The organism is Klebsiella sp. WP4-W18-ESBL-05, assembly GCF_014169075.1.
Classification (GTDB): Bacteria; Pseudomonadota; Gammaproteobacteria; order Enterobacterales; family Enterobacteriaceae; genus Kluyvera; species Kluyvera ascorbata_B.
Map to the genome: position 1 here is coordinate 4,946,659 of NZ_AP022057.1, position 22,810 is coordinate 4,969,468.

Sequence of the window (22,810 nt, forward strand, 5' to 3'; positions counted from 1 at the left end):
CTTTTTTACTCCTGGTTCACGCGGTTAAGCTTGCCCACAGCGGCAGCCATTAATACTTCCTGGGTGGCCTGCTCGCGTGAAAACTCACCGCCGAGATGCCCTTCATGCATCACAATAATGCGATCGCTCATCCCCAATACTTCCGGCATCTCGGACGAGACCAGAATGATGCTCAGACCGTCGGCCTTGAATTGGTTGATCAGCTGATAAATCTCTTTCTTTGCCCCCACGTCGACGCCGCGCGTCGGCTCATCGAGGATCAGCACTTTCGGGCGAGTCATCAGACCGCGCGCAATCGCTACTTTTTGCTGGTTACCGCCGGAAAGCAGACCGATAGCCTGTTCCATCGAAGGGGTCTTCACGTTGAACAGACGGATAAAATCACCGACCGCCTGCTGCTCATCTTTATGCTTCAGGCCGCCGCCGGCGCGGCTGAAATAGCGCAGCGCGGTCAGCGACATGTTCTCTTTCACCGACATGCCCAGCACTAAACCATCGCGCTTACGGTCTTCGGAGATGTAGACAATGCCGTTGGCCAGGCCATCCTGCGGCGAGCGCGTGACCACCTCATGGCCGTCGAGGGTGACGTAACCACTGGTGCGCGGCAGCGCGCCATACAGCACCTTCATTAATTCGGTACGCCCTGCGCCCATCAGGCCGGCAACGCCAAGAATTTCACCTTTACGCAGCGTAAAAGAAACGCCGTCCACGCCAGGGCCGCACAGCGCATCGACCTTCAGGCGGATCTCACCCGGCTCTTTATCCAGATGCGGGTACTGATCTTCGAGCTTACGTCCTACCATCATTTCAATCAGACGGTCTTCATCAAGGCTTGCCACTTCACGCTCGGCAATAAACTGCCCGTCACGGAAGACCGTAACGTCGTCGCAAATCTCGAAAATCTCTTTCATGCGGTGAGAAATATAGACAATGCCGCGCCCCTGCGATTTCAGCTCGCGGATCACGCGGAACAGGGACTCAGTTTCGGTATCGGTCAACGCATCGGTGGGTTCATCCATGATGATGACCCTGGACTCAAAGCTCAGCACCTTGGCGATCTCTACCATCTGCTGATCGCCGATGGAGAGGTCCCCGACCAGACGGTCGCTCTTAAAGCGCAGGTTTAGCTTCGCCAGCAGGACGTCCGCTTCCGCATACATCTTCTTCCAGTCGATTTTGCCAAAGCGGTTCACGAACTCACGGCCGAGGAATATGTTCTCGGCAATCGTGAGCTGTGGGATCAGGTTCAGCTCCTGGTGAATGATGCCGATACCGGCTTCCTGCGAGGATTTCGGGCCGTTGAAGGTGGTATCTTTACCTAACCACAGAAGGGAACCTGCATCGCGGGTGTAGATCCCGGTCAGCACCTTCATCATGGTCGATTTACCGGCGCCGTTTTCGCCCACCAGCGCCATCACGCGACCGGCATAGACGTTTAGCGCGGCGCCGGAAAGGGCCTTCACGCCTGGGAACGATTTATCGATCCCTTTGAGTTGTAAGAGTGCGTCCATGATGGCCTCAGAAGGTGACGCCAGCACAGAGAATGATATTCGCATACGGGGAACATTCCCCGCTGCGAATCACCGCCTGACTGTCTGCGGTTTGTTGTTTGAACTGCTCATGCGAGACGTAACGAACGTCAATGCGATTTCCCTGGTGTTGCTGCAGCTGCTCAAGGTGTTTGAGCAACGCTTCGTGGAGCTGCGGATTATGCTGTTGAATTTCCGCGGCGAGAATGGCGGCCTCGACCTGCATCTCCTGCGTCACCACGCCCAGCACCTGCATAAAGGTGGGGACGCCCTGGGTGAGCGCCATATCAATGCGCGCCGTGCTGCGAGGGATAGGTAAACCCGCATCGCACACCACCAGCGTATCGGTATGACCCAGACGGGAAATGACCGATGAGATTTCAGAATTGAGTACCGTACCTTTCTTCATTTATTTTCTGGCTCCACTAGCGAAACGTTTCGCTGTTATCAGTGTAGTCTTAAGAACGTGCAGAAAACCATCGGCAGGTTATAGAAATGTGATCGCCATCGAAACGTTTCGCGAACAATGAGAAAGGGATAAAAAAACGCCCTCCGTCAAAATGAGGGAGGGCGTTGATAGCGTTAGATTTCGACCTGGGTGCCCAGTTCGATAACGCGGTTCGGCGGGATCTCGAACTGATCCGGCGCGCGCAGCGCATTGCGTTGCAACAGCAGGTACAGCTTGCCGCGCAGGCGCAGGTACCACGGACGCTTGCCGACAATCAGCGACTCATGCGACATAAAGAAGGAGGTTTCCATCATCCGGCAGCTTAAGCCTTCCAGGCCGCAGCGGTGGAACACCTCTTCCACGTTCGGCGTCTCACGCCAGCCGTAGCTGGCTACCACGCGCCAGAAGGTCGGTGAGAGCTGCTCAATCTGCACGCGCCTAACGTTGTGCACGTACGGCGCATCTTCGGTGCGCAGCGTCAGCAGGATAACCCGCTCGTGCAGCACCTTGTTATGCTTGAGGTTATGCAGCATAGCAAACGGGATCACGTTGAGCGCACGAGACATATACACCGCGGTGCCCGGCACACGTACCGGCGGTGATTTCTCCAGTGAGGCGATCATGGCCTCCAGGGAGTTACCGTGTTCATGCATCCGGCGCAGCAGGCGGAAACGCTCGCTTTTCCAGGTGGTCATGATGGTGAACATGATCAGCGCCAGGCTCAGCGGCAGCCAACCGCCGGAGACGATTTTATCGAGATTCGCCGAGAACAGCGGAATGTCGATGCACATAAACGCCACGAACAGCAGCGCCACAAAGAACTTATTCCAGCGCCAGTTCTTCCGCGCCACCGTGGTGAACAGAATCGTCGTCAGAACCATGGTCCCCGTAACCGCAATACCGTACGCCGCCGCCAGGTTTGAGGAGTGCTCAAAGCTGACGATCACCACCACCACCGAGATATAAAGCAGCCAGTTGATAAACGGGATATAAATCTGGCCGGACTCCATTTCCGAGGTGTGAATAATGCGCATCGGTGACAGATACCCCAGGCGCACCGCCTGGCGAGTCAGCGAGAAGACCCCGGAGATAACCGCCTGAGAGGCGATAACCGTCGCCAATGCGGCAATCACCAGCATTGGAATCAGCGCCCAATCAGGGGCCAGCAGGAAGAACGGGTTCTTAATGGCTTCCGGGTGTTTTAACAACAGCGCGCCCTGACCAAAGTAGTTCAATACCAGCGAAGGCAGCACCACCGAGAACCAGGCCAGGCGAATCGGTAATTTCCCGAAGTGACCCATGTCGGCATACAGCGCCTCCACGCCGGTGATCGACAGCACCACCGCGCCCAGCGCCACGAAAGAAACGGTTTTGTATTGCAGGAAGAAGTTCACCGCCCAGTAAGGGTTAAGGGCATGCAGGACTTCAGGGTTTGCAATAATGCTCCGCGCGCCCAATACCGCCAGCAGCAGGAACCAGATAAGCATAATGGGCGCAAACAGTTTGCCGACCATGCTGGTACCGTGCTTCTGGATAGCAAAAAGCAGCGTCAGAACAATAATCGAAATGGGGACAATCCAGGTATCGAGCGTGGGGGCGATAATTTCCAGCCCTTCAATCGCCGACATCACCGAGATAGCCGGGGTAATGACCACTTCGCCATAGAAGAAGCTTCCCCCAATGAGTCCAAGGATCACCAGGATGGATGTCGTCTTCGCAGAGGTGTTACGCCCGGCCAGTGACATCAGCGTGAGGATCCCGCCTTCGCCGGCGTTGTCCGCCCGCATCACGAAGGTAATGTATTTGAGTGAAACCGTAAAAACGAGCAGCCAGAAAATTAATGACAGAAAGCCAAAAACCGCGTCACGTTCGACGCCAAAACCAAACTGCCCAGACAAACATTCACGAAGCGTATAAAGAGGGCTGGTACCAATATCGCCGTATACCACGCCAATTGCAGCGAGTGTAATCGCTGATAAAGATTGTTTCTTATCAGTGCTCATAGACTAGTCTTTCGTTTTTGAAACAAATGTGTGCCTAGTCCCTTGGCCCACGAAAAGCGCACAGTATGCACGATTAACGCCAAAATCGTACCCCTTAATCACATCATATTAACCTGCCTCAAGAAATTGCGAGGTAGTATTGAGGCTATTCACCTAAAGACTTAAACGTCTATACTCAGCCAGTTAGCTGATTAAACGGCGAAAGGACGCAAGTTAATTATGGCCCAACCACATTTATTAGCAGAAAGAATTTCGCGGCTGAGCGGCGCGCTGGAGAAAGGGCTATTTGAACGTAGTCATGCCATTCGTCTGTGCCTGCTGGCAGCGCTGAGCGGCGAAAGCGTCTTTTTACTTGGCCCTCCGGGCATCGCAAAAAGCCTGATAGCCCGTCGCCTGAAATTTGCTTTCCAGCACGCCCGCGCTTTCGAGTACCTGATGACGCGCTTTTCCACGCCGGAAGAAGTGTTTGGGCCACTCTCTATCCAGGCGTTAAAAGATGAAGGTCGCTATGAGCGCCTGACCGCTGGCTATCTGCCGGAAGCCGAGATCGTGTTTCTGGATGAAATCTGGAAGGCGGGCCCGGCCATTCTGAACACCTTACTTACCGCCATTAACGAACGCCATTTCCGTAACGGCGCCAGCGTTGAAAAAATTCCCATGCGTCTGCTGGTTACCGCATCGAACGAACTGCCGGAGGCCGAAAGCAGCCTGGAAGCACTGTACGACCGCATGCTGATTCGCCTGTGGCTCGACAAAGTGCAGGACAAAGGCAATTTCCGCTCCATGCTGATTAGCCAGCAGGACGAAAACGACAATCCGATCCCGGCCAGTCTTCAGGTAACGGATGAAGAGTACTTCCAGTGGCAGAAGGATATCGGCAACGTCAAGCTGCCGGACGCGGTGTTTGAGCTTATTTTCACCCTGCGCCAGCAGTTGGATAACCTGCCAAACGCACCTTATGTTTCCGATCGTCGCTGGAAAAAGGCGATCCGCCTGCTGCAGGCCTGCGCCTTCTTCAGCGGCCGAGATGCGATCGCACCTATCGATCTGATCCTGCTCAAAGAGTGCCTGTGGCACGATGCTGAAAGCCTGAATCTGCTTAAACAACAGATAGATATTTTGATGACCGGACATGCATGGCAGCAGCAGGCCATGCTCAATAAGCTGGGCGCGATTACCCAACAGCGCCTGCAAATTCAGCAACAGCAAAGCGACAAAACGGCGTTGAAAGTCATCCGCCTGGGCGGCATGTTCAGCCGCAAGCCGCACTACGAGCTGCCGCCGGAGGTACAATCGCCTACGATCACCCTACTGCTGCAGCAGCCGCTGAAGCTGCACGATATTGAAGTCATTCACATAACCTTCGAGCGCCAGGCGCTGGCTAACTGGCTGGAGAAAGGCGGTGAAATTCGCGGCAAACTGAACGGCATCGGCTTTGCACTAACGCTGAATATGGAAGTCGATGCTGCGCAGCACCTGGTGGTGCGCGACGTCAGTCTGCAGGGTACCCGGCTATCGCTGCCGGGCTCCGGCAGCACGGAAAATATGCCGAGCGAAATCCGCCAGCAGCTGCTCGCCTTAGAGGAAGAATGGCACCAGCAGCACAACCGCTTTAGCGAACAGCAAAAATGCCTGTTCATCAATGAAGAGTGGCTGGGGCGTATCGAAGCCAGTCTGCAGGACGTCGCAGCGCAAATTAAGCAGGCGCAGCTTTAATGCTCACCATCGACACGCTCAACGTCATGCTGGCGGTCAGCGAAGAGGGGATGATCGAAGAGATGATCATCGCCCTGCTGGCTTCGCCGCAGCTGGCCGTGTTCTTTGAAAAATTCCCACGACTAAAAAGCGCCATTACCGACGATCTGCCCCGCTGGCGTGAAACCTTCAGAAACCGCTTAAAGGGCGCGCCGGTGCCGCAGGAGCTGGAAGAGGAGGTTATCTGCTACCAGCAGAGCCAGATTCTCTCCACCAGCCAGTTTATTGTGCAACTGCCGCAGATTCTGGCGCTGTTGATTCGGGTGCAGTCGCCGTTTGCCGGCCAGGCTCAGCAGCTGGTGGCAAACAACACCACCTTTACACCGGCCCTTCATACCCTTTTTCTACAACGCTGGCGGCTAAGCCTGGTGGTTCAGGTCACCTCGCTCAACCAACAGCTGCTGGAAGAAGAACGCGAGCAGCTGCTGAGCGAAGTGCAGGAACGTATGACCCTAAGCGGCCAGCTGGAGCCGCTGCTGGTGGAAAACGACAGCGCGGGCGGGCGACTCTGGGACATGAGCGCGGGTCAGCTTAAGCGCGGCGACTATCAGCTGATTGTTAAATACGGCGAGTTTCTCAGCCAGCAGCCAGAGCTGCTGCGCTTGGCCGAGCAGCTTGGTCGCTCACGGGAAGCGAAATCTGTGCCGAAAAAAGACGCACCGATGGAGACGTTCCGTGCGCTGGTTCGTGAACCGTCGACCGTGCCGGAACAGGTCGACGGCATCCAGCAAAGCGATGACATTCTGCGCCTGTTGCCGCCGGAGCTGGCGACGCTTGGGATCACCGAGCTGGAATACGAGTTCTATCGCCGGCTGGTGGAAAAGCAGCTGTTAACCTACCGGCTGCACGGCGACGCGTGGCGAGAGAAAATCACTGAACGTCCGGTCGTGCGCCAGGATGTCGACGAACAGCCCCGCGGGCCGTTTATTGTCTGCGTCGACACGTCTGGCTCAATGGGTGGCTTCAACGAACAGTGCGCCAAAGCGTTCTGCCTGGCGCTGATGCGGGTGGCGCTGGCCGACAACCGCCGCTGCTACATTATGTTGTTCTCCAGCGAAGTGGTGCGCTACGAGCTAACTGGCCGTCAGGGGCTGGAGCAAGCGATCCGCTTTTTGAGCCAGCGGTTTCGCGGCGGCACCGACATGGCCAGCTGTTTCCGCGCCATTATTGAGCATCTGCAAAACCCGCAGTGGCAGGACGCCGATGCGGTGGTGATTTCTGATTTTATCGCCCAACGGCTGCCGGATGAGGTGGTCAAAAAGGTAGGGGAGCTGCAGCAGAAACATCAGCATCGTTTTCACGCGGTGGCGATGTCCGCACACGGCAAACCTGGGATCATGCGCATTTTCGATCATATCTGGCGCTTTGATACCGGGTTAAGAAGCCGCCTGCTGAGGCGCTGGCGGCGTTAGACTGGGTTACAGCAGAGCAGAGACGCTTTCACGAACCTGGGCTGGCCATACGCCGCACTGCACCTGGCCGATATGAGACAGTTGCAGTAGCAGCATCGTCAAACGAGACTGACCAATACCGCCGCCGATCGTCTGCGGCATGTCACCGCGCAGCAGCGCCTGGTGCCACTCCAACTGTAAACGATCTTCATCGCCGGTGATCTGCAACTGGTGTTTCAGCGCTTTCGCATCCACGCGGATCCCCATGGAAGAAATCTCAAACGCGTCTTCCAGCACCGGGTTCCACACCAGGATATCGCCGTTTAGCCCGGCAAAACCGGAAGCGGCCTGAGTGCTCCAGTCATCATAGTCCGGCGCACGGACGTCGTGCCGCTGGCCGTCAGACAGTTTACCGCCGATACCAATCAGGAAGACCGCGCCCAGCTCTTTGGCAATTGCGCGCTCGCGCCCTTTCGCATCCAGGCCCGGGTAACGGCTCAGCAGCGTTTCGCTGTGTACAAAGTGAATCTGCTCTGGCAGGAACGGCGTCAGACCAAATTCTTTGCTTACGGCGGTTTCTGTTTCTTTAATACCCGCCCAGATAGCCTTCACGGTGCTTTCCAGCGTGCCGATATGGCGTTCATCATCACCCATCACGCGTTCCCAGTCCCACTGGTCAACGTAAACGGAGTGAATCGGAGAAAGTCGGTCTTCATCGGGGCGAAGGGCCTTCATGTGCGTGTACAGCCCTTCGCCCGCGCTGAAGTCGTGTTGTCCCAGGGTTTGACGCTTCCACTTCGCCAGTGAATGAACCACTTCGAACTGGGCGTCTGGCAGTGTTTTCACTTTCACCTGAACCGCCTTCTCGCAGCCAGACAGGTTGTCCTGTGTCCCATCGCCCACGCGGCTTAAGATCGGCGCCTGGACTTCTACGAGCCCTAGCTTCTCTTCCAACTGACGGGAAAAATAGGATTTAACGAAACTAATCTGGCGTTGTTTTGCGATGTATGCGGTTTTCATTATTTTTACTCCTGCGTCCTGTTGCCACTGATTAAGCAACAAAACCGGCCCACAATTCAATAATCAAACAACAAAAAGCCCATCTCACTTTTAATTCATCAAAATTAAAGGCTAGAATAGAAAGAATCACTAATCTTCATAAGAAAAACCTATGGAAAATTATCAGATCGACAATCTGGACCGCGGCATCCTGGAAGCGCTAATGGCCAATGCCCGTACCGCTTACGCCGAATTGGCCAAACAGTTCGCCGTGAGTCCGGGGACCATCCATGTGCGCGTAGAGAAGATGAAACAAGCAGGGATCATCACCGGCGCGCACGTGGACGTCAGCCCCAAACAACTCGGTTATGACGTAGGGTGCTTTATCGGCATCATTCTCAAGAGCGCCAAAGACTACCCATCAGCGCTGGCACGCCTGGAAAGCCTGGATGAAGTCACCGAGGCGTATTACACCACCGGCCACTACAGCATCTTTATTAAGGTGATGTGTAAATCTATCGATGCGCTGCAGCAGGTACTTATCAACAAGATCCAAACAATTGATGAAATTCAGTCCACTGAAACGCTGATCGTTCTGCAGAACCCGATCATGCGTACCATCAAGCCTTGATCGCTTTTTTTAATCCCACATTTTTCCACAGGTAGATCCCAGCTCGCTCACAGCGTACAATGCGCTCTCTCTATAAAGGTGGGCGAGCATGGCAGACATCACTTTAATCAGCGGCAGCACGCTTGGCAGTGCGGAATATGTCGCGGAACACCTGGCCGAAAAGCTGGACGACGCCGGCATGACCAGTGAAATACTGCACGGGCCGATGCTGGATGAGGTTCCGCATGAAGGAATCTGGCTGGTGGTCAGCTCAACGCATGGTGCCGGTGACATTCCGGACAACCTTCTGCCCCTATATGAAGCATTGCATGAGCAAAAACCGGATCTCTCTCAGGTTCGCTTCGGGGCTATTGGCATCGGTAGCCGCGAATATGACACCTTTTGCGGCGCGATCGATAAGCTGGAAGCCGAATTGAAAGCCTGCGGGGCAAAACAGATCGGGGAGACGCTGCGGATCAACGTACTGGAACATGAAATTCCGGAAGATCCGGCGGAAATATGGCTGCGATCGTGGCAACCAATGCTCTGAGATTTGTAAAGATCGAACTTTTTTATGTGGATAACTCTGGTTAAAAGCTTGGATCAACCGGTAGTTATCCAAAGAATAACCGTTGGCTAGTTTTTGAGTTGTGTATAACCCTCCACTTTGATCCCAGCTTATACGGTCCAGGATCACCGATCATTCACAGAAAACGATCCGCCTTAACCGGTTGATCTTAATGTCAGGATCGTACTTATCCACAAGACTTGCCGATCCTAATAAGAGATCACAATAGAACAGATCTCTAAATAAAAAGATCTTCTTTTTAATACCCAGGATCCAGACGCTTTCTCCATCGACTAAAGTTGAGTAGAATCCACGCCCGGACTTCAATCCATTTAAAAACCGCAGTACGCGAGGCAAACCACCATGTTTTATCAGGATCCTTTTGACGTCATCATCATTGGCGGGGGTCATGCAGGCACTGAGGCCGCGATGGCCGCAGCGCGAATGGGCCAACAAACCCTGCTTTTGACACACAATATCGACACTCTGGGGCAGATGAGCTGCAACCCGGCGATTGGCGGCATTGGGAAAGGACACCTGGTAAAAGAAGTGGATGCGCTTGGCGGCCTGATGGCAACGGCGATCGACCATGCAGGTATTCAGTTTAGGATACTAAACGCCAGCAAAGGCCCGGCCGTTCGTGCCACTCGCGCCCAGGCAGATCGCGTGCTTTACCGTCAGGCGGTGCGTACCGCACTGGAGAATCAGCCAAACCTGATGATCTTCCAGCAGGCGGTAGAAGATCTGATTGTCGAGAACGATCGCGTTGTCGGTGCTGTCACCCAGATGGGGCTGAAATTCCGCGCGAAAGCGGTAGTGCTGACCGTGGGGACATTCCTTGACGGTAAAATTCATATCGGTCTGGATAACTACAGCGGTGGCCGTGCGGGCGATCCGCCGTCTATCCCGCTGTCTCGTCGTCTGCGTGAACTGCCGCTGCGCGTCAGCCGCCTGAAAACCGGTACGCCGCCGCGCATTGACGCACGGACTATCGACTTCAGCGTACTGGGCCAGCAAAACAGCGACGACCCTATGCCGGTGTTCTCGTTCCTGGGCGATGTCTCTCAGCACCCGCGTCAGATGCCGTGCTACGTGACGCACACCAACGAGAAAACCCACGACGTCATCCGCAATAACCTCGATCGTAGCCCGATGTATGCTGGCGTGATCGAAGGGATCGGCCCACGCTATTGCCCGTCGATCGAAGATAAAGTGATGCGCTTTGCCGATCGTAATCAGCACCAGATCTTCCTCGAGCCGGAAGGGCTGACGTCTAACGAAATTTATCCGAACGGTATCTCCACCAGCCTGCCGTTCGATGTGCAGATGCAGATTGTCCGCTCCATGCAGGGGATGGAAAATGCGCGCATCGTGCGCCCTGGCTACGCCATTGAATACGATTTCTTCGATCCGCGTGACCTGAAGCCAACGCTGGAAAGCAAGTATATCCACGGCCTGTTCTTTGCCGGCCAGATCAACGGCACCACCGGTTACGAAGAAGCTGCCGCGCAGGGGCTGCTGGCGGGCTTGAATGCCGCCCGTCTGTCTGCCGACAAAGACGGCTGGGCGCCGCGCCGCGATCAGGCCTATCTTGGCGTACTGGTCGATGACCTCTGCACGCTGGGCACCAAAGAACCGTACCGCATGTTTACCTCACGCGCTGAATATCGCCTGATGCTGCGCGAAGACAATGCTGATCTGCGCCTGACTGAAATTGGTCGCGAGCTGGGAATGGTCGATGATGTCCGCTGGGCGCGCTTCAACGAGAAGCTGGAGAACATCGAACGTGAACGCCAGCGCCTGAAATCCACCTGGGTCGCGCCTTCGGCAGCGACGGCGGCAGAAGTGAATGCTCACCTGACCGCGCCGCTGTCTCGTGAAGCTAACGGTGAAGACCTGCTGCGTCGCCCGGAAATGACCTACGCACAGCTGACCTCTCTGACGCCGTTCTCACCGGCGCTGGACGATGTACAGGCGGCGGAACAGGTTGAAATCCAGGTGAAATACGAAGGTTATATCGCGCGTCAGCAGGATGAGATCGAAAAACAGCAGCGCAATGAAAATACGCTGCTGCCTGAAACGCTGGACTATCGCCAGGTTAACGGTTTGTCCAATGAAGTGATCGCGAAACTTAACGATCACAAACCGGTTTCTATCGGCCAGGCGTCACGCATTTCCGGGATCACCCCGGCGGCAATCTCTATTTTGCTGGTATGGCTGAAAAAACAAGGTCTGCTGCGCCGCAGCGCGTAATGATTGAACATTGCCCGGTGGCGCTATGCTTACCGGGCCTACTTTGTAGGTCGGATAAGGCGAAGTCGCCATCCGGCAGATTATCGCTAACAGGTATTCTCTGTGCTCAACAAACTCTCTCGACTGCTGAATGAAGCAGGCATTTCCCTCTCCGATCACCAGAAAAATCAGCTTGTCGGCTATGTCGATATGCTGCATAAGTGGAACAAGGCGTACAACCTGACGTCGGTGCGCGATCCGAACGAGATGCTGGTTCGCCACATCCTCGACAGCATTGTGGTGGCACCGTCGCTGAAAGGTGAACGTTTTATCGATGTCGGTACCGGGCCGGGCCTGCCGGGTATTCCGCTGTCTATCGTGCGTCCGGATGCGCACTTCACGCTGCTCGATAGCTTGGGCAAGCGCGTTCGCTTTCTGCGCCAGGTTCAGCACGAACTGAATCTGGACAACATCACGCCGGTGCAGAGCCGCGTTGAAGCATTCCCCGCTGAGCCGCCGTTTGACGGTGTCATCAGCCGCGCCTTCGCCTCGCTGACCGATATGGTGAACTGGTGTCATCATCTCCCGGGTGCGGAAGGGCGCTTCTACGCGCTGAAAGGGCAGCTGCCGGAAGATGAAATTGCGCAACTTCCAGAGGGATTTAGCGTGGAGTCCGTGGTCGAATTACGGGTTCCTCAGTTGGAAGGGGAGCGTCATTTGGTGATTATTGCACCAAACAAAATTTAATTTTTATCAAAAAAAGTAGAAAAAAAAGGCGGGTTCAGGTGTTAACAAACTGGCGACACTGCCCGCCGTTGTATGACTGAATTTTACTAGGACTTAACCTGTTTTTATCTTATCGATAACCAAGCTTTTTTTGTTAATGATGAGAATAGTAAACGTGGAAAATATCAGTCTGCTATAAATCAGCAGGTAAGTCATTTGTTCATGTTAATAATTTATTATAAATGTCAACGAATGGTTTTTGTTCTGTATCTACGTTTTTTTAAAAGAGTACTCAGATTTAGCCTTAGATATCAAAACGATGAGAACTCATATTTTGCGACGTTGATACAGAAGCCAGGCGCTAAAATGTTTAATATGTGATCTTGTGCACGCTTTATAGTCACTGTTTTCGCTGTATTTGCACTTTTGTACGATCGTTCACACTTTGACGAAAAGTAGGAAAATAGCGCGAATGAAAAATATTTAAATATTTATTCACCTTTTGGCTACTTATTGTTTGAAATCACGAGGCACCACCGTATAATTTGACCGCTTTTTGATGCTTGACTCTGAGCTTTAAAGAACGTTTTATACGACACGCGGCATACCTCAAAGGGAGCAGGAGTTCAAACGTGATGTCTATGTCGCTCGTGAGTCGAAATGTTGCTCGTAAGCTTCTGTTCATTCAGCTTCTGGCAGTGATAGCAAGTGGATTGCTGTTCAGCCTTAAAGACCCCGTCTGGGGCATCTCCGCCGCGTGTGGAGGCCTGGCAGTGTTACTGCCTAATATGTTGTTTATGATTTTTGCCTGGCGTCACCAGGTGCATACACCCGCGAAGGGCAAAGTGGCCTGGACGTTCGCCTTCGGCGAAGCGTTCAAGGTGCTAGCGATGCTGGTGTTACTGATTGTGGCGCTGGCGGTTTTAAAGGCGGTATTCTTACCGCTGATCGTTACATGGATTTTGGTGCTAGTGGTTCAGATACTGGCGCCCGCTGTAATTAACAACAAAGGGTAAAAGGCATCATGGCTTCTGAAAATATGACGCCGCAGGAATACATAGGACACCATCTGAATAACCTTCAGCTGGACCTGCGTACTTTCTCGCTGGTAGATCCGCATAACCCCCCAGCCACCTTCTGGACGCTCAATATTGACTCCATGTTCTTCTCGGTGGTGCTGGGTCTGTTGTTCCTGCTTATGTTCCGTAGCGTTGCCAAAAAAGCGACCAGCGGCGTACCAGGTAAATTTCAGACCGCGATTGAGCTGGTAATCGGCTTCGTTCATGGCAGTGTCAAAGACATGTACCATGGCAAAAGCAAGGTTATCGCTCCGCTTGCCCTGACGATCTTCGTCTGGGTCTTCCTGATGAACCTGATGGACTTACTGCCTATCGACCTGCTGCCGTATATTGCTGAGCATATACTGGGCCTGCCGGCGCTGCGCGTGGTTCCGTCTGCGGACGTAAACATCACCCTGTCTATGGCACTGGGCGTGTTTATCCTGATTCTGTTCTACAGCATCAAAATGAAAGGCATCGGTGGCTTCGCGAAAGAGCTGACACTGCAGCCGTTCAATCACTGGGCATTTATTCCTGTCAACTTAATCCTTGAAGGGGTAAGCCTGCTGTCCAAACCAGTATCTCTGGGTCTGCGACTGTTCGGCAACATGTATGCCGGTGAGCTGATTTTCATTCTGATTGCTGGTCTGTTGCCGTGGTGGTCACAGTGGATTCTGAATGTGCCGTGGGCCATTTTCCACATCCTGATCATTACGCTGCAAGCCTTCATCTTCATGGTTCTGACGATTGTCTATCTGTCGATGGCGTCTGAAGAGCATTAATTTACCAACACTACTACGTTTTAACTGAAACAAACTGGAGACTGTCATGGAAAACCTGAATATGGATCTGCTGTACATGGCTGCCGCTGTGATGATGGGTCTGGCGGCAATCGGTGCTGCGATCGGTATCGGCATCCTCGGGGGCAAATTCCTGGAAGGCGCAGCGCGTCAACCGGATCTGATTCCTCTGCTGCGTACTCAGTTCTTTATCGTTATGGGTCTGGTGGATGCTATCCCGATGATCGCTGTAGGTCTGGGTCTGTACGTGATGTTCGCTGTCGCGTAGTAAGCGTTGCTTTGAATTAAGTAAGAGCAATATCAGAACGTTAACTAGATAAGAGGCATTGTGCTGTGAATCTTAACGCAACAATCCTCGGCCAGGCCATCGCGTTTGTCCTGTTCGTTCTGTTCTGCATGAAATACGTATGGCCGCCGTTAATGGCAGCCATCGAAAAACGTCAAAAAGAGATTGCTGACGGTCTTTCTTCTGCAGAACGAGCTAAAAAGGATTTGGACCTTGCACAGGCCAATGCGACCGACCAGCTGAAAAAAGCGAAAGCGGAAGCCCAGGTGATCATCGAGCAGGCGAACAAACGTCGTTCTCAGATCCTGGACGAAGCTAAAGCTGAAGCAGAGCAGGAACGTACTAAAATCGTGGCACAGGCTCAGGCAGAAATTGATGCCGAGCGTAAACGTGCTCGCGAAGAGCTGCGTAAGCAAGTCGCTATCCTGGCTGTTGCTGGCGCCGAGAAGATCATCGAACGTTCCGTGGATGAAGCTGCTAACAGCGACATCGTGGATAAACTTGTCGCTGAACTGTAAGGAGGGAGGGGCTGATGTCTGAATTTGTTACGGTAGCTCGCCCCTACGCCAAAGCAGCTTTTGACTTTGCCGTCGAACACAAAAGCGTAGATCGCTGGCAGGACATGCTGGCGTTTGCCGCCGAAGTGACGAAGAACGAACAAATGGCAGAGCTTCTGTCTGGCGCACTGGCGCCGGAAACGCTCTCTACGTCGTTTATCGCTGTATGCGGTGAGCAACTGGACGAAAACGGCCAGAACCTGATTAAGGTCATGGCTGAAAACGGTCGTCTTAAAGTGCTCCCTGATGTTCTTGAGCAGTTCGTGCATCTGCGCGCCGCGAGTGAAGCTACCTCTGAGGTAGAGGTCATCTCCGCCAATGCGTTGAATGAAGAACAGCTCGCGAAAATCACCGCCGCGATGGAAAAACGTCTGTCACGCAAAGTTAAGCTGAATTGCAAAATCGATAAGTCTGTAATGGCAGGCGTTATCATCCGTGCGGGTGATATGGTCATTGACGGTAGCGTACGCGGCCGTCTTGAACGCCTTGCAGACGTCTTGCAGTCTTAAGGGGACTGGAGCATGCAACTGAATTCCACCGAAATCAGCGAACTGATCAAGCAGCGCATTGCTCAGTTCAATGTTGTGAGTGAAGCTCACAACGAAGGTACTATTGTTTCTGTAAGTGACGGTGTTATCCGCATTCACGGCCTGGCCGATTGTATGCAGGGTGAAATGATCTCCCTGCCGGGTAACCGTTACGCTATCGCACTGAACCTGGAGCGCGACTCTGTAGGTGCTGTAGTCATGGGCCCGTACGCTGACCTTGCCGAAGGCATGACCGTCAAGTGTACTGGTCGTATCCTGGAAGTTCCGGTTGGCCGTGGCCTGCTGGGCCGTGTGGTTAACACCCTGGGTGCACCAATCGATGGTAAAGGCGCGCTGGACAACGACGGCTTCTCCGCCGTTGAAGCTATCGCACCAGGCGTAATCGAACGTCAGTCCGTTGATCAGCCAGTTCAGACTGGTTATAAATCCGTTGATGCCATGATCCCAATCGGTCGTGGTCAGCGTGAACTGATCATCGGCGACCGTCAGACCGGTAAAACCGCGCTGGCAATCGACGCCATCATCAACCAACGTGATTCCGGCATCAAGTGCGTCTACGTGGCTATCGGCCAGAAAGCGTCCACCATTTCTAACGTGGTACGTAAACTGGAAGAACACGGCGCGCTGGCTAACACCATCGTTGTTGTGGCAACCGCGTCTGAATCCGCTGCACTGCAATACCTGGCACCGTATGCCGGTTGCGCAATGGGCGAATACTTCCGCGATCGCGGCGAAGATGCGCTGATCATTTACGATGACCTGTCTAAACAGGCTGTCGCATACCGTCAGATCTCCCTGCTGCTTCGTCGTCCACCAGGACGTGAAGCATTCCCGGGCGACGTATTCTACCTCCACTCCCGTCTGCTGGAGCGTGCTGCGCGTGTTAACGCCGAATACGTTGAAGCCTTCACCAAAGGTGAAGTGAAAGGGAAAACCGGTTCACTGACCGCTCTGCCGATTATCGAAACCCAAGCGGGTGACGTTTCTGCGTTCGTTCCGACCAACGTAATTTCCATTACCGATGGTCAGATCTTCCTGGAAACCAACCTGTTTAACGCCGGTATTCGTCCTGCGGTTAACCCGGGTATCTCCGTATCCCGTGTAGGTGGTGCAGCACAGACCAAGATCATGAAGAAACTGTCCGGTGGTATCCGTACCGCGCTGGCACAGTATCGTGAACTGGCAGCGTTCTCCCAGTTCGCCTCTGACCTTGACGATGCAACCCGTAAGCAGCTGGACCACGGTCAGAAAGTAACTGAACTGCTGAAACAGAAACAGTATGCGCCGATGTCCGTCGCGCAGCAGTCTCTGGTTCTGTACGCAGCAGAACGTGGTTATCTGGCGGATGTTGAACTGGCGAAAATCGGTAGCTTCGAAGCCGCTCTGCTGGCTTACGTTGACCGTGATCACGCTCCGTTGATGCAAGAGATCAACCAGTCCGGTGGCTATAACGACGAAATCGAAGGCAAGCTGAAAGGCATCCTCGATTCCTTCAAAGCAACCCAATCCTGGTAAAGTCTGACGGCCTGTCTTAGGGCAGGCCGTAGGCATTGAGGAGAAGCTCATGGCCGGCGCAAAAGAGATACGTAGTAAGATCGCAAGCGTCCAGAACACGCAAAAGATCACTAAAGCGATGGAGATGGTCGCCGCTTCCAAAATGCGTAAATCGCAGGATCGCATGGCGGCCAGCCGTCCTTATGCAGATACCATGCGCAAAGTGATTGGTCACCTTGCGAACGGTAATCTGGAATATAAGCACCCATACCTGGAAGAACGCGACGTTAAGCGCGTGGGCTACCTGGTGGTGTCTACCGACCGTGGTCTGTGCGGTGGCTTGAACATTAACCTGTTCAAGAAACTGCTGGCGGATATGAAGGCATGGACCGAGAAAGGCGTTCAGTGCGACCTCGCAATGATCGGCTCGAAAGGTGTGTCCTTCTTTAATTCCGTAGGTGGCAACATTGTCGCTCAGGTAACCGGTATGGGCGATAAACCTGCCCTGTCCGAACTTATCGGTCCGGTAAAAGTGATGTTGCAGGCCTACGACGAAGGTCGTCTGGACAAGCTTTATATTGTCAGCAACAAATTTATTAACACCATGTCTCAGGTGCCGACGATCACCCAACTGCTGCCGTTACCGGCTTCAGAAGATGATGATCTGAAACGTAAAACCTGGGATTACCTGTACGAACCCGATCCGAAAGCGCTGCTGGATACCCTCCTGCGTCGCTATGTCGAATCTCAGGTCTATCAGGGCGTGGTAGAAAACCTGGCCAGCGAGCAGGCCGCACGTATGGTGGCGATGAAAGCCGCGACCGACAATGGCGGCAGCCTGATTAAAGAGCTGCAGTTGGTATACAACAAAGCTCGACAGGCCAGCATTACTCAGGAACTCACCGAGATCGTCGGTGGTGCATCCGCGGTATAACCAGGTTAATTCGTAGAGGATTCAAGATGGCTACTGGAAAAATTGTCCAGGTAATCGGCGCCGTAGTTGACGTCGAATTCCCTCAGGATGCCGTACCGCGCGTGTACGAAGCTCTTGAGGTGCAGAATGGTAATGAAGTTCTGGTGCTGGAAGTTCAGCAGCAGCTCGGCGGCGGTATCGTACGTACCATCGCTATGGGTTCTTCCGACGGTCTGCGTCGCGGTCTGGATGTTAAAGACCTCGAGCACCCGATCGAAGTTCCGGTAGGTAAAGCAACACTGGGTCGTATCATGAACGTTCTGGGTCAGCCAGTAGACATGAAAGGCGACATCGGTGAAGAAGAGCGTTGGGCTATCCACCGCGCAGCACCTTCCTACGAAGAGCTGTCCAGCTCTCAGGAACTGCTGGAAACCGGTATCAAAGTTATCGACCTGATGTGTCCGTTCGCGAAGGGCGGTAAAGTCGGTCTGTTCGGCGGTGCGGGTGTAGGTAAAACCGTAAACATGATGGAGCTGATCCGTAACATCGCGATCGAGCACTCCGGTTACTCCGTGTTTGCGGGCGTAGGTGAACGTACTCGTGAGGGTAACGACTTCTACCACGAAATGACCGACTCCAACGTTATCGATAAAGTATCCCTGGTATATGGCCAGATGAACGAGCCACCGGGAAACCGTCTGCGCGTTGCTCTGACCGGTCTGACCATGGCTGAGAAATTCCGTGACGAAGGTCGTGACGTACTGCTGTTCGTCGATAACATCTATCGTTACACCCTGGCCGGTACTGAAGTATCTGCACTGCTGGGTCGTATGCCTTCAGCGGTAGGTTACCAGCCGACTCTGGCGGAAGAGATGGGCGTTCTGCAGGAACGTATCACCTCCACCAAGACCGGTTCTATCACCTCCGTACAGGCAGTATACGTACCTGCGGATGACTTAACTGACCCATCCCCAGCAACGACCTTTGCGCACTTAGATGCAACCGTCGTACTGAGCCGTCAGATCGCTTCCCTGGGTATCTACCCTGCGGTTGACCCGCTGGACTCCACCAGCCGTCAGCTGGATCCGCTGGTTGTTGGTCAGGAACACTACGACACCGCTCGTGGCGTTCAGTCCATCCTGCAGCGTTATCAGGAACTGAAAGACATCATCGCCATCCTGGGTATGGATGAACTGTCTGAAGAAGACAAACTGGTGGTAGCACGCGCACGTAAAATTCAGCGCTTCCTGTCCCAGCCGTTCTTCGTAGCAGAAGTATTCACCGGTTCTCCGGGTAAATACGTTTCGCTGAAAGACACCATCCGTGGCTTTAAAGGCATCATGGACGGCGAATACGATCACCTGCCGGAGCAGGCGTTCTACATGGTCGGTTCCATTGACGAAGCAGTGGAAAAAGCCAAAAAACTTTAACGCCTTAATCGGAGGGTGATATGGCAATGACTTACCACCTGGACGTCGTCAGCGCAGAGCAACAAATGTTCTCTGGTCTGGTCGAGAAAATCCAGGTAACGGGTAGCGAAGGTGAGCTGGGTATTTACCCGGGCCACGCCCCGCTGCTCACCGCCATTAAGCCTGGTATGATTCGCATCGTTAAACAGCACGGTCACGAAGAGTTTATCTATCTGTCCGGCGGCATTCTTGAAGTGCAGTCTGGCACCGTGACCGTTCTGGCTGATACCGCGATTCGCGGTCAGGACCTCGACGAAGCGCGAGCTCTGGAAGCGAAACGTAAGGCCGAAGAGCACATTAAGAGCTCTCATGGTGACGTGGATTACGCTCAGGCGTCTGCGGAACTGGCCAAAGCGATCGCTAAACTGCGCGTTATCGAGTTGACCAAAAAAGCGATGTAACACCGGCTTGAAAGTCAAAAAGCCAGTCTGGTTTCCAGGCTGGCTTTTTTTATGTCTTGTTTTAATTTAAATGAAACTGAAAAGGTATTTTAAATATTTTGTGATTAAGGTCACAAAACTGTTGATCGAAAAAATCTGGAGGAGTAGACTTCGTTTTGTGAGTTGAGTCACAAAAAATATCACTACTATCGCAGGATAAAAATCATGAAACTGATCAACAAAATCATCGCTCTCTTCAGCTCTATGAACATCTCTTTCGGTACTTTCAACCTGTAAGGTTGATGACCGCACTGACCGCCTCACCTGTAGGTCAGATGCCGTTCTGTTAAGCGCTGTACCGCTAACGAAAACCACAACACACGCGGTGTAAACAGAACCCAAAACGAAGAAGGTCGCCTCACGGCGACCTTTGTATTTTGTAGGCCGGATAAGCCGTTTACACCATCAACCATCAACCGGCAATGTGCTCGCGGCATACCTGATGGCGCTGCGCTTACCAGGCCTACATGACAGACCACATTAATCCTTAGTCAGGAAATTCCCGGTATCAAAACTGCCGTCCGCATTACGCTTCAGCGGCTGCGGTAATGACAGCGACTGGAAGTCTTCCGCGCGCAGTTCCTTCCCTTCGGTATTCACGCTTTTACCCTGCTCGATAAAGTAGTTGGTGGCATCGATATTGCCGACAACGGCATCATCGTATTTCCCCGGCTGGCTGCGCAGCGAAATGTTGTCGCTGAACACGCCCTGGGTGGCGGGATCGCCGTAAGGACTCGGGCGGAAGATAAAGTTGAAGCGCTGGTTATCGACCGCAACGTTGTTGACGACCACCAGCTTGCCCGGGTTGAAGTTATCGGTGAAGCCATCGAGATGGTTGCCAACCGCAATACTATTGCGGATCTCATGGGCGACCGGCTGGCCTTCGCCGCCTAGCTTAAAGCCATTGCTGGTATTATTACGGGCGATGGAGTTTTCAATCACGACCACGCCGTTGGCACCGTCTTCAATCTTGTTGAACAGGTCGTACCCATCGTCAATGTTATCATGGGAATAGCAGCCTTCCAGTCGGTTACCCTCACCCACGCGCATCTTCACGGCGAAGCCGTCGGCGTTAATCTTACCCGGGTCTTCGTTGCTATAAGACTCGGAATTCACCACCCGGTTGTAGCTGGCCCACAGCGGGCGACCAATCTTATCTGCCGAAGATATCTGAATCCCGGTATCGTCATTACGGTAAGCGGTGACGTTTTCAATCAGGTTGTGGCTCCCCTGAATACGCAGACTCTTATCGGTGATATCGATACCGCGCAGCGTCCAGTAGTGGCCGTCCAGCAGCATACCGTGGATAACCGCCTTTCCGGATGCCTCTAGCGTTTTATGGCCGTTTTCAAGGCCGCTAGCAGACAGCGGAATATCGGTCTTCGGGTAATCACCCGCAGCGAGCACAATTTTTCCGCCCGGTGGCACTAGCTCAATTGCCGTTTTCAAATCTAATGGTGAACCCTCAGTGCCTTTGGCGTCGGCCTTGCCGTCTGCTGCCGCATACAGCGTGGTAGCCGTAATGCCTTTTTCCTGGCTTACGGTCAGCTGCTGCTCAACCGGTGAACGATCTTTGCCGCTGGTGGGGGTGAAGCTAATCTGGAACGTATTGTTGTCTTTCAGCCGGGCCGGCAGGGTGAACATTTCGCCAGCTTTAACCGCTTTATTCTCCCCGATCACCACTTCATTTTGCCGTACGGTGAACTGCCCGTCGTAGTTAGCACGTGCCTGGAGGGTATACGTTGGCGTCTGACTCTTACTGCCAGAGGCTATCTGCATTACCACCGGCCACGATTTGGCGACGAAAGGTTTAGAGGCGACGGTTTGGGCCGCTGAGGTGGTTAATGACGCGTTGCTGACGGTAATCCTGGCATTACGTGATGCAAAGAAGCCGACGTAATATTGTTGCTTATCCTGAACGGAAATGAGATCGGCATGTGGTACGCGTTCGCTCACCCACTCTTCGCTATTGGCTGGAGCCCAGGCGGTGATGAAGCCGTCGTTGGTGCGTTCGAGCTTGAGGCGGAAGGTTGGTGATTGGTGAAGATCGATCCCCTCTTTATAGCTGACCTTTTTGATCTCAGAACCGGCGTTGCCCCACGGTTGAGTAATACCGTTACGTGCAATCGCCTGGAGCTTCACGCGGTAATCATCCTTTTTATCCTGCGTCATGATGGCGTTCATCACCATATTTGACGCAGCGGGGAACTCTTCATAGCCTTCTTTCAGCGGCTCCTGGCGCGGAATACCGATGATATCGCGCACCAGCAGGCCTGCGCCTTCCTGTGCTGCTGGCCTGGCGCCATTTTCCGGACCGAACTGATCCACGGTGACCGTTGCCGAAAGAACAAAGTTCTTATCGGTAGGCAGTGTGGTGTAGAAGAAGGTCAGGCCATCATGAGAGTTGGCGATTTTTCCGCCGCGGCTTTCAATGGTGATGGGTTTACTGAGATCGGCAATTTGCTGTGGTGTCAGCGTCTTACCGTCGATGGTAACGTTATTCACGCCCACTTTCTCCGCCAGTACGTTGGAGGAGAAGTTGACGTCGGTGGACTGCCCAAAAGCGATCGCTTTCCATTGCTGGGGCGTCTGGGCCTGCGCGGAGAGAGAGAGCGCTGCGCTACAGAGGGTAAGAGCCAGAGGTATCTTCTTGTTCATATTATCTTCCTGAATGGTTGAGCGCCGTAATTATCACCAAATCAAAACGCTGTTTCTTTTTTGTTCGTCACAATAATGAGTAAATAAAACGCTGTTTTAATTAGACGCGTTCTTTATTCAGGTGGCAAAAAAACAGGATAAGCAGTGAGATAGCGTAGAATCAGACTGTTGGTCTGATTTCTTACAAGACAAATGGATTTGATATGGACGAAAATAAGGAAAGAAAAACAGTGCTAAAGGGAATGTTGAACGTTTTATCGGCAGGCCATTTCATGCTGCAAAATATGTAGAATTTTCAACGATAACCCGGTTTACTTCATACTTAA

20 protein-coding genes are annotated in these 22,810 nt (G+C 53.3%); 15 read left to right on the forward strand and 5 right to left on the reverse strand.

Going from position 1 to position 22,810, the window contains the following annotated elements; translation table 11 throughout:
* Positions 1 to 5: 5 nt before the first annotated feature.
* The 3 genes from rbsA to kup form a co-directional block, all read right to left on the reverse strand.
* Positions 6 to 1,511, reverse strand: coding sequence for a ribose ABC transporter ATP-binding protein RbsA (rbsA, locus tag H7R58_RS23550; protein ID WP_106930085.1), 1,506 nt, complete (start codon positions 1,509 to 1,511; stop codon positions 6 to 8).
* A gap of 7 nt (positions 1,512 to 1,518) precedes the next feature.
* Positions 1,519 to 1,938 (reverse strand): D-ribose pyranase, encoded by a 420-nt coding sequence (rbsD, locus tag H7R58_RS23555; RefSeq protein WP_106930087.1) that lies wholly within the window; start codon positions 1,936 to 1,938, stop codon positions 1,519 to 1,521.
* Positions 1,939 to 2,111: 173 nt separating this feature from the next.
* Positions 2,112 to 3,980: a low affinity potassium transporter Kup gene (gene kup, locus H7R58_RS23560; protein ID WP_106930089.1), complete on the reverse strand. Its 1,869-nt coding sequence runs from the start codon at positions 3,978 to 3,980 to the stop codon at positions 2,112 to 2,114.
* 219 nt (positions 3,981 to 4,199) lie between these two features.
* Between kup and ravA the strand changes: the two genes are divergently transcribed.
* Positions 4,200 to 5,696, forward strand: a complete 1,497-nt coding sequence (gene ravA / locus H7R58_RS23565) for an ATPase RavA (RefSeq protein ID WP_182929741.1) — start codon at positions 4,200 to 4,202, stop codon at positions 5,694 to 5,696.
* Entirely contained in the window at positions 5,696 to 7,147 is a 1,452-nt protein-coding gene (viaA, locus tag H7R58_RS23570; RefSeq protein WP_106930093.1) for an ATPase RavA stimulator ViaA, read from the forward strand. The genes ravA and viaA overlap by 1 nt, the downstream gene beginning before the upstream one ends.
* A 6-nt stretch (positions 7,148 to 7,153) precedes the next feature.
* Here viaA and asnA read toward each other — a convergent pair whose 3' ends face one another.
* Complete coding sequence (gene asnA / locus H7R58_RS23575) at positions 7,154 to 8,146, reverse strand: aspartate--ammonia ligase (protein WP_106930095.1); 993 nt, start codon at positions 8,144 to 8,146, stop codon at positions 7,154 to 7,156.
* A gap of 151 nt (positions 8,147 to 8,297) precedes the next feature.
* On the opposite strand from asnA, the gene asnC reads away from it, so the two are divergent.
* The 13 genes from asnC to H7R58_RS23640 all read left to right on the forward strand — a co-directional run bounded on the left by asnC (position 8,298) and on the right by H7R58_RS23640 (position 19,787).
* Complete coding sequence (asnC, locus tag H7R58_RS23580; RefSeq protein WP_035893632.1) at positions 8,298 to 8,756, forward strand: transcriptional regulator AsnC; 459 nt, start codon at positions 8,298 to 8,300, stop codon at positions 8,754 to 8,756.
* A gap of 88 nt (positions 8,757 to 8,844) precedes the next feature.
* Positions 8,845 to 9,285: an FMN-binding protein MioC gene (gene mioC / locus H7R58_RS23585; protein ID WP_106930097.1), complete on the forward strand. Its 441-nt coding sequence runs from the start codon at positions 8,845 to 8,847 to the stop codon at positions 9,283 to 9,285.
* 381 nt (positions 9,286 to 9,666) lie between these two features.
* On the forward strand, positions 9,667 to 11,556 hold the full coding sequence (gene mnmG / locus H7R58_RS23590; RefSeq protein ID WP_106930099.1) for a tRNA uridine-5-carboxymethylaminomethyl(34) synthesis enzyme MnmG: 1,890 nt from the start codon (positions 9,667 to 9,669) through the stop codon (positions 11,554 to 11,556).
* 102 nt (positions 11,557 to 11,658) lie between these two features.
* Positions 11,659 to 12,282: a 16S rRNA (guanine(527)-N(7))-methyltransferase RsmG gene (rsmG, locus tag H7R58_RS23595; RefSeq protein ID WP_182929742.1), complete on the forward strand. Its 624-nt coding sequence runs from the start codon at positions 11,659 to 11,661 to the stop codon at positions 12,280 to 12,282.
* 614 nt (positions 12,283 to 12,896) lie between these two features.
* Entirely contained in the window at positions 12,897 to 13,277 is a 381-nt protein-coding gene (gene atpI, locus H7R58_RS23600) for a F0F1 ATP synthase subunit I (RefSeq protein WP_106930103.1), read from the forward strand.
* Between the two features lie 8 nt (positions 13,278 to 13,285).
* On the forward strand, positions 13,286 to 14,101 hold the full coding sequence (gene atpB, locus H7R58_RS23605; RefSeq protein WP_005121454.1) for a F0F1 ATP synthase subunit A: 816 nt from the start codon (positions 13,286 to 13,288) through the stop codon (positions 14,099 to 14,101).
* Positions 14,102 to 14,147: 46 nt separating this feature from the next.
* The gene (gene atpE, locus H7R58_RS23610; protein WP_000429386.1) at positions 14,148 to 14,387 is read left to right on the forward strand and encodes a F0F1 ATP synthase subunit C; all 240 of its coding nucleotides are present in this window, start codon (positions 14,148 to 14,150) and stop codon (positions 14,385 to 14,387) included.
* Between the two features lie 65 nt (positions 14,388 to 14,452).
* A complete protein-coding gene (gene atpF, locus H7R58_RS23615; protein ID WP_064540589.1) occupies positions 14,453 to 14,923 on the forward strand; it encodes a F0F1 ATP synthase subunit B in 471 nt (156 codons plus the stop codon).
* 14 nt (positions 14,924 to 14,937) lie between these two features.
* Positions 14,938 to 15,471, forward strand: a complete 534-nt coding sequence (atpH, locus tag H7R58_RS23620) for a F0F1 ATP synthase subunit delta (protein WP_182929743.1) — start codon at positions 14,938 to 14,940, stop codon at positions 15,469 to 15,471.
* 12 nt (positions 15,472 to 15,483) lie between these two features.
* Positions 15,484 to 17,025, forward strand: coding sequence for a F0F1 ATP synthase subunit alpha (atpA, locus tag H7R58_RS23625; protein ID WP_106930107.1), 1,542 nt, complete (start codon positions 15,484 to 15,486; stop codon positions 17,023 to 17,025).
* A gap of 49 nt (positions 17,026 to 17,074) precedes the next feature.
* Complete coding sequence (gene atpG, locus H7R58_RS23630) at positions 17,075 to 17,938, forward strand: F0F1 ATP synthase subunit gamma (RefSeq protein ID WP_035893615.1); 864 nt, start codon at positions 17,075 to 17,077, stop codon at positions 17,936 to 17,938.
* A gap of 26 nt (positions 17,939 to 17,964) precedes the next feature.
* On the forward strand, positions 17,965 to 19,347 hold the full coding sequence (gene atpD / locus H7R58_RS23635; RefSeq protein ID WP_035893613.1) for a F0F1 ATP synthase subunit beta: 1,383 nt from the start codon (positions 17,965 to 17,967) through the stop codon (positions 19,345 to 19,347).
* A 20-nt stretch (positions 19,348 to 19,367) separates the two neighbouring features.
* The gene (locus H7R58_RS23640; RefSeq protein ID WP_064540602.1) at positions 19,368 to 19,787 is read left to right on the forward strand and encodes a F0F1 ATP synthase subunit epsilon; all 420 of its coding nucleotides are present in this window, start codon (positions 19,368 to 19,370) and stop codon (positions 19,785 to 19,787) included.
* A gap of 519 nt (positions 19,788 to 20,306) precedes the next feature.
* On the opposite strand, the gene H7R58_RS23645 is transcribed toward H7R58_RS23640, so the two are convergent.
* The gene (locus H7R58_RS23645) at positions 20,307 to 22,484 is read right to left on the reverse strand and encodes a right-handed parallel beta-helix repeat-containing protein (protein ID WP_182929744.1); all 2,178 of its coding nucleotides are present in this window, start codon (positions 22,482 to 22,484) and stop codon (positions 20,307 to 20,309) included.
* Positions 22,485 to 22,810 lie beyond the last annotated feature (326 nt).

Bases quoted from the DNA above. Each gene is read 5' to 3' on its own strand.
- H7R58_RS23645 (WP_182929744.1), bottom strand. From the start codon at position 22,484: ATGAACAAGAAGATACCTCTGGCTCTTACCCTCTGTAGCGCAGCGCTC.
- atpE (WP_000429386.1), top strand. From the start codon at position 14,148: ATGGAAAACCTGAATATGGATCTGCTGTACATGGCTGCCGCTGTGATG.
- asnC (WP_035893632.1), top strand. From the start codon at position 8,298: ATGGAAAATTATCAGATCGACAATCTGGACCGCGGCATCCTGGAAGCG.
- H7R58_RS23640 (WP_064540602.1), top strand. From the start codon at position 19,368: ATGGCAATGACTTACCACCTGGACGTCGTCAGCGCAGAGCAACAAATG.
- atpG (WP_035893615.1), top strand. From the start codon at position 17,075: ATGGCCGGCGCAAAAGAGATACGTAGTAAGATCGCAAGCGTCCAGAAC.
- viaA (WP_106930093.1), top strand. From the start codon at position 5,696: ATGCTCACCATCGACACGCTCAACGTCATGCTGGCGGTCAGCGAAGAG.
- atpB (WP_005121454.1), top strand. From the start codon at position 13,286: ATGGCTTCTGAAAATATGACGCCGCAGGAATACATAGGACACCATCTG.
- mnmG (WP_106930099.1), top strand. From the start codon at position 9,667: ATGTTTTATCAGGATCCTTTTGACGTCATCATCATTGGCGGGGGTCAT.
- rbsD (WP_106930087.1), bottom strand. From the start codon at position 1,938: ATGAAGAAAGGTACGGTACTCAATTCTGAAATCTCATCGGTCATTTCC.
- ravA (WP_182929741.1), top strand. From the start codon at position 4,200: ATGGCCCAACCACATTTATTAGCAGAAAGAATTTCGCGGCTGAGCGGC.
- atpI (WP_106930103.1), top strand. From the start codon at position 12,897: ATGTCTATGTCGCTCGTGAGTCGAAATGTTGCTCGTAAGCTTCTGTTC.
- mioC (WP_106930097.1), top strand. From the start codon at position 8,845: ATGGCAGACATCACTTTAATCAGCGGCAGCACGCTTGGCAGTGCGGAA.
- asnA (WP_106930095.1), bottom strand. From the start codon at position 8,146: ATGAAAACCGCATACATCGCAAAACAACGCCAGATTAGTTTCGTTAAA.
- atpH (WP_182929743.1), top strand. From the start codon at position 14,938: ATGTCTGAATTTGTTACGGTAGCTCGCCCCTACGCCAAAGCAGCTTTT.
- atpD (WP_035893613.1), top strand. From the start codon at position 17,965: ATGGCTACTGGAAAAATTGTCCAGGTAATCGGCGCCGTAGTTGACGTC.
- atpA (WP_106930107.1), top strand. From the start codon at position 15,484: ATGCAACTGAATTCCACCGAAATCAGCGAACTGATCAAGCAGCGCATT.
- kup (WP_106930089.1), bottom strand. From the start codon at position 3,980: ATGAGCACTGATAAGAAACAATCTTTATCAGCGATTACACTCGCTGCA.
- rbsA (WP_106930085.1), bottom strand. From the start codon at position 1,511: ATGGACGCACTCTTACAACTCAAAGGGATCGATAAATCGTTCCCAGGC.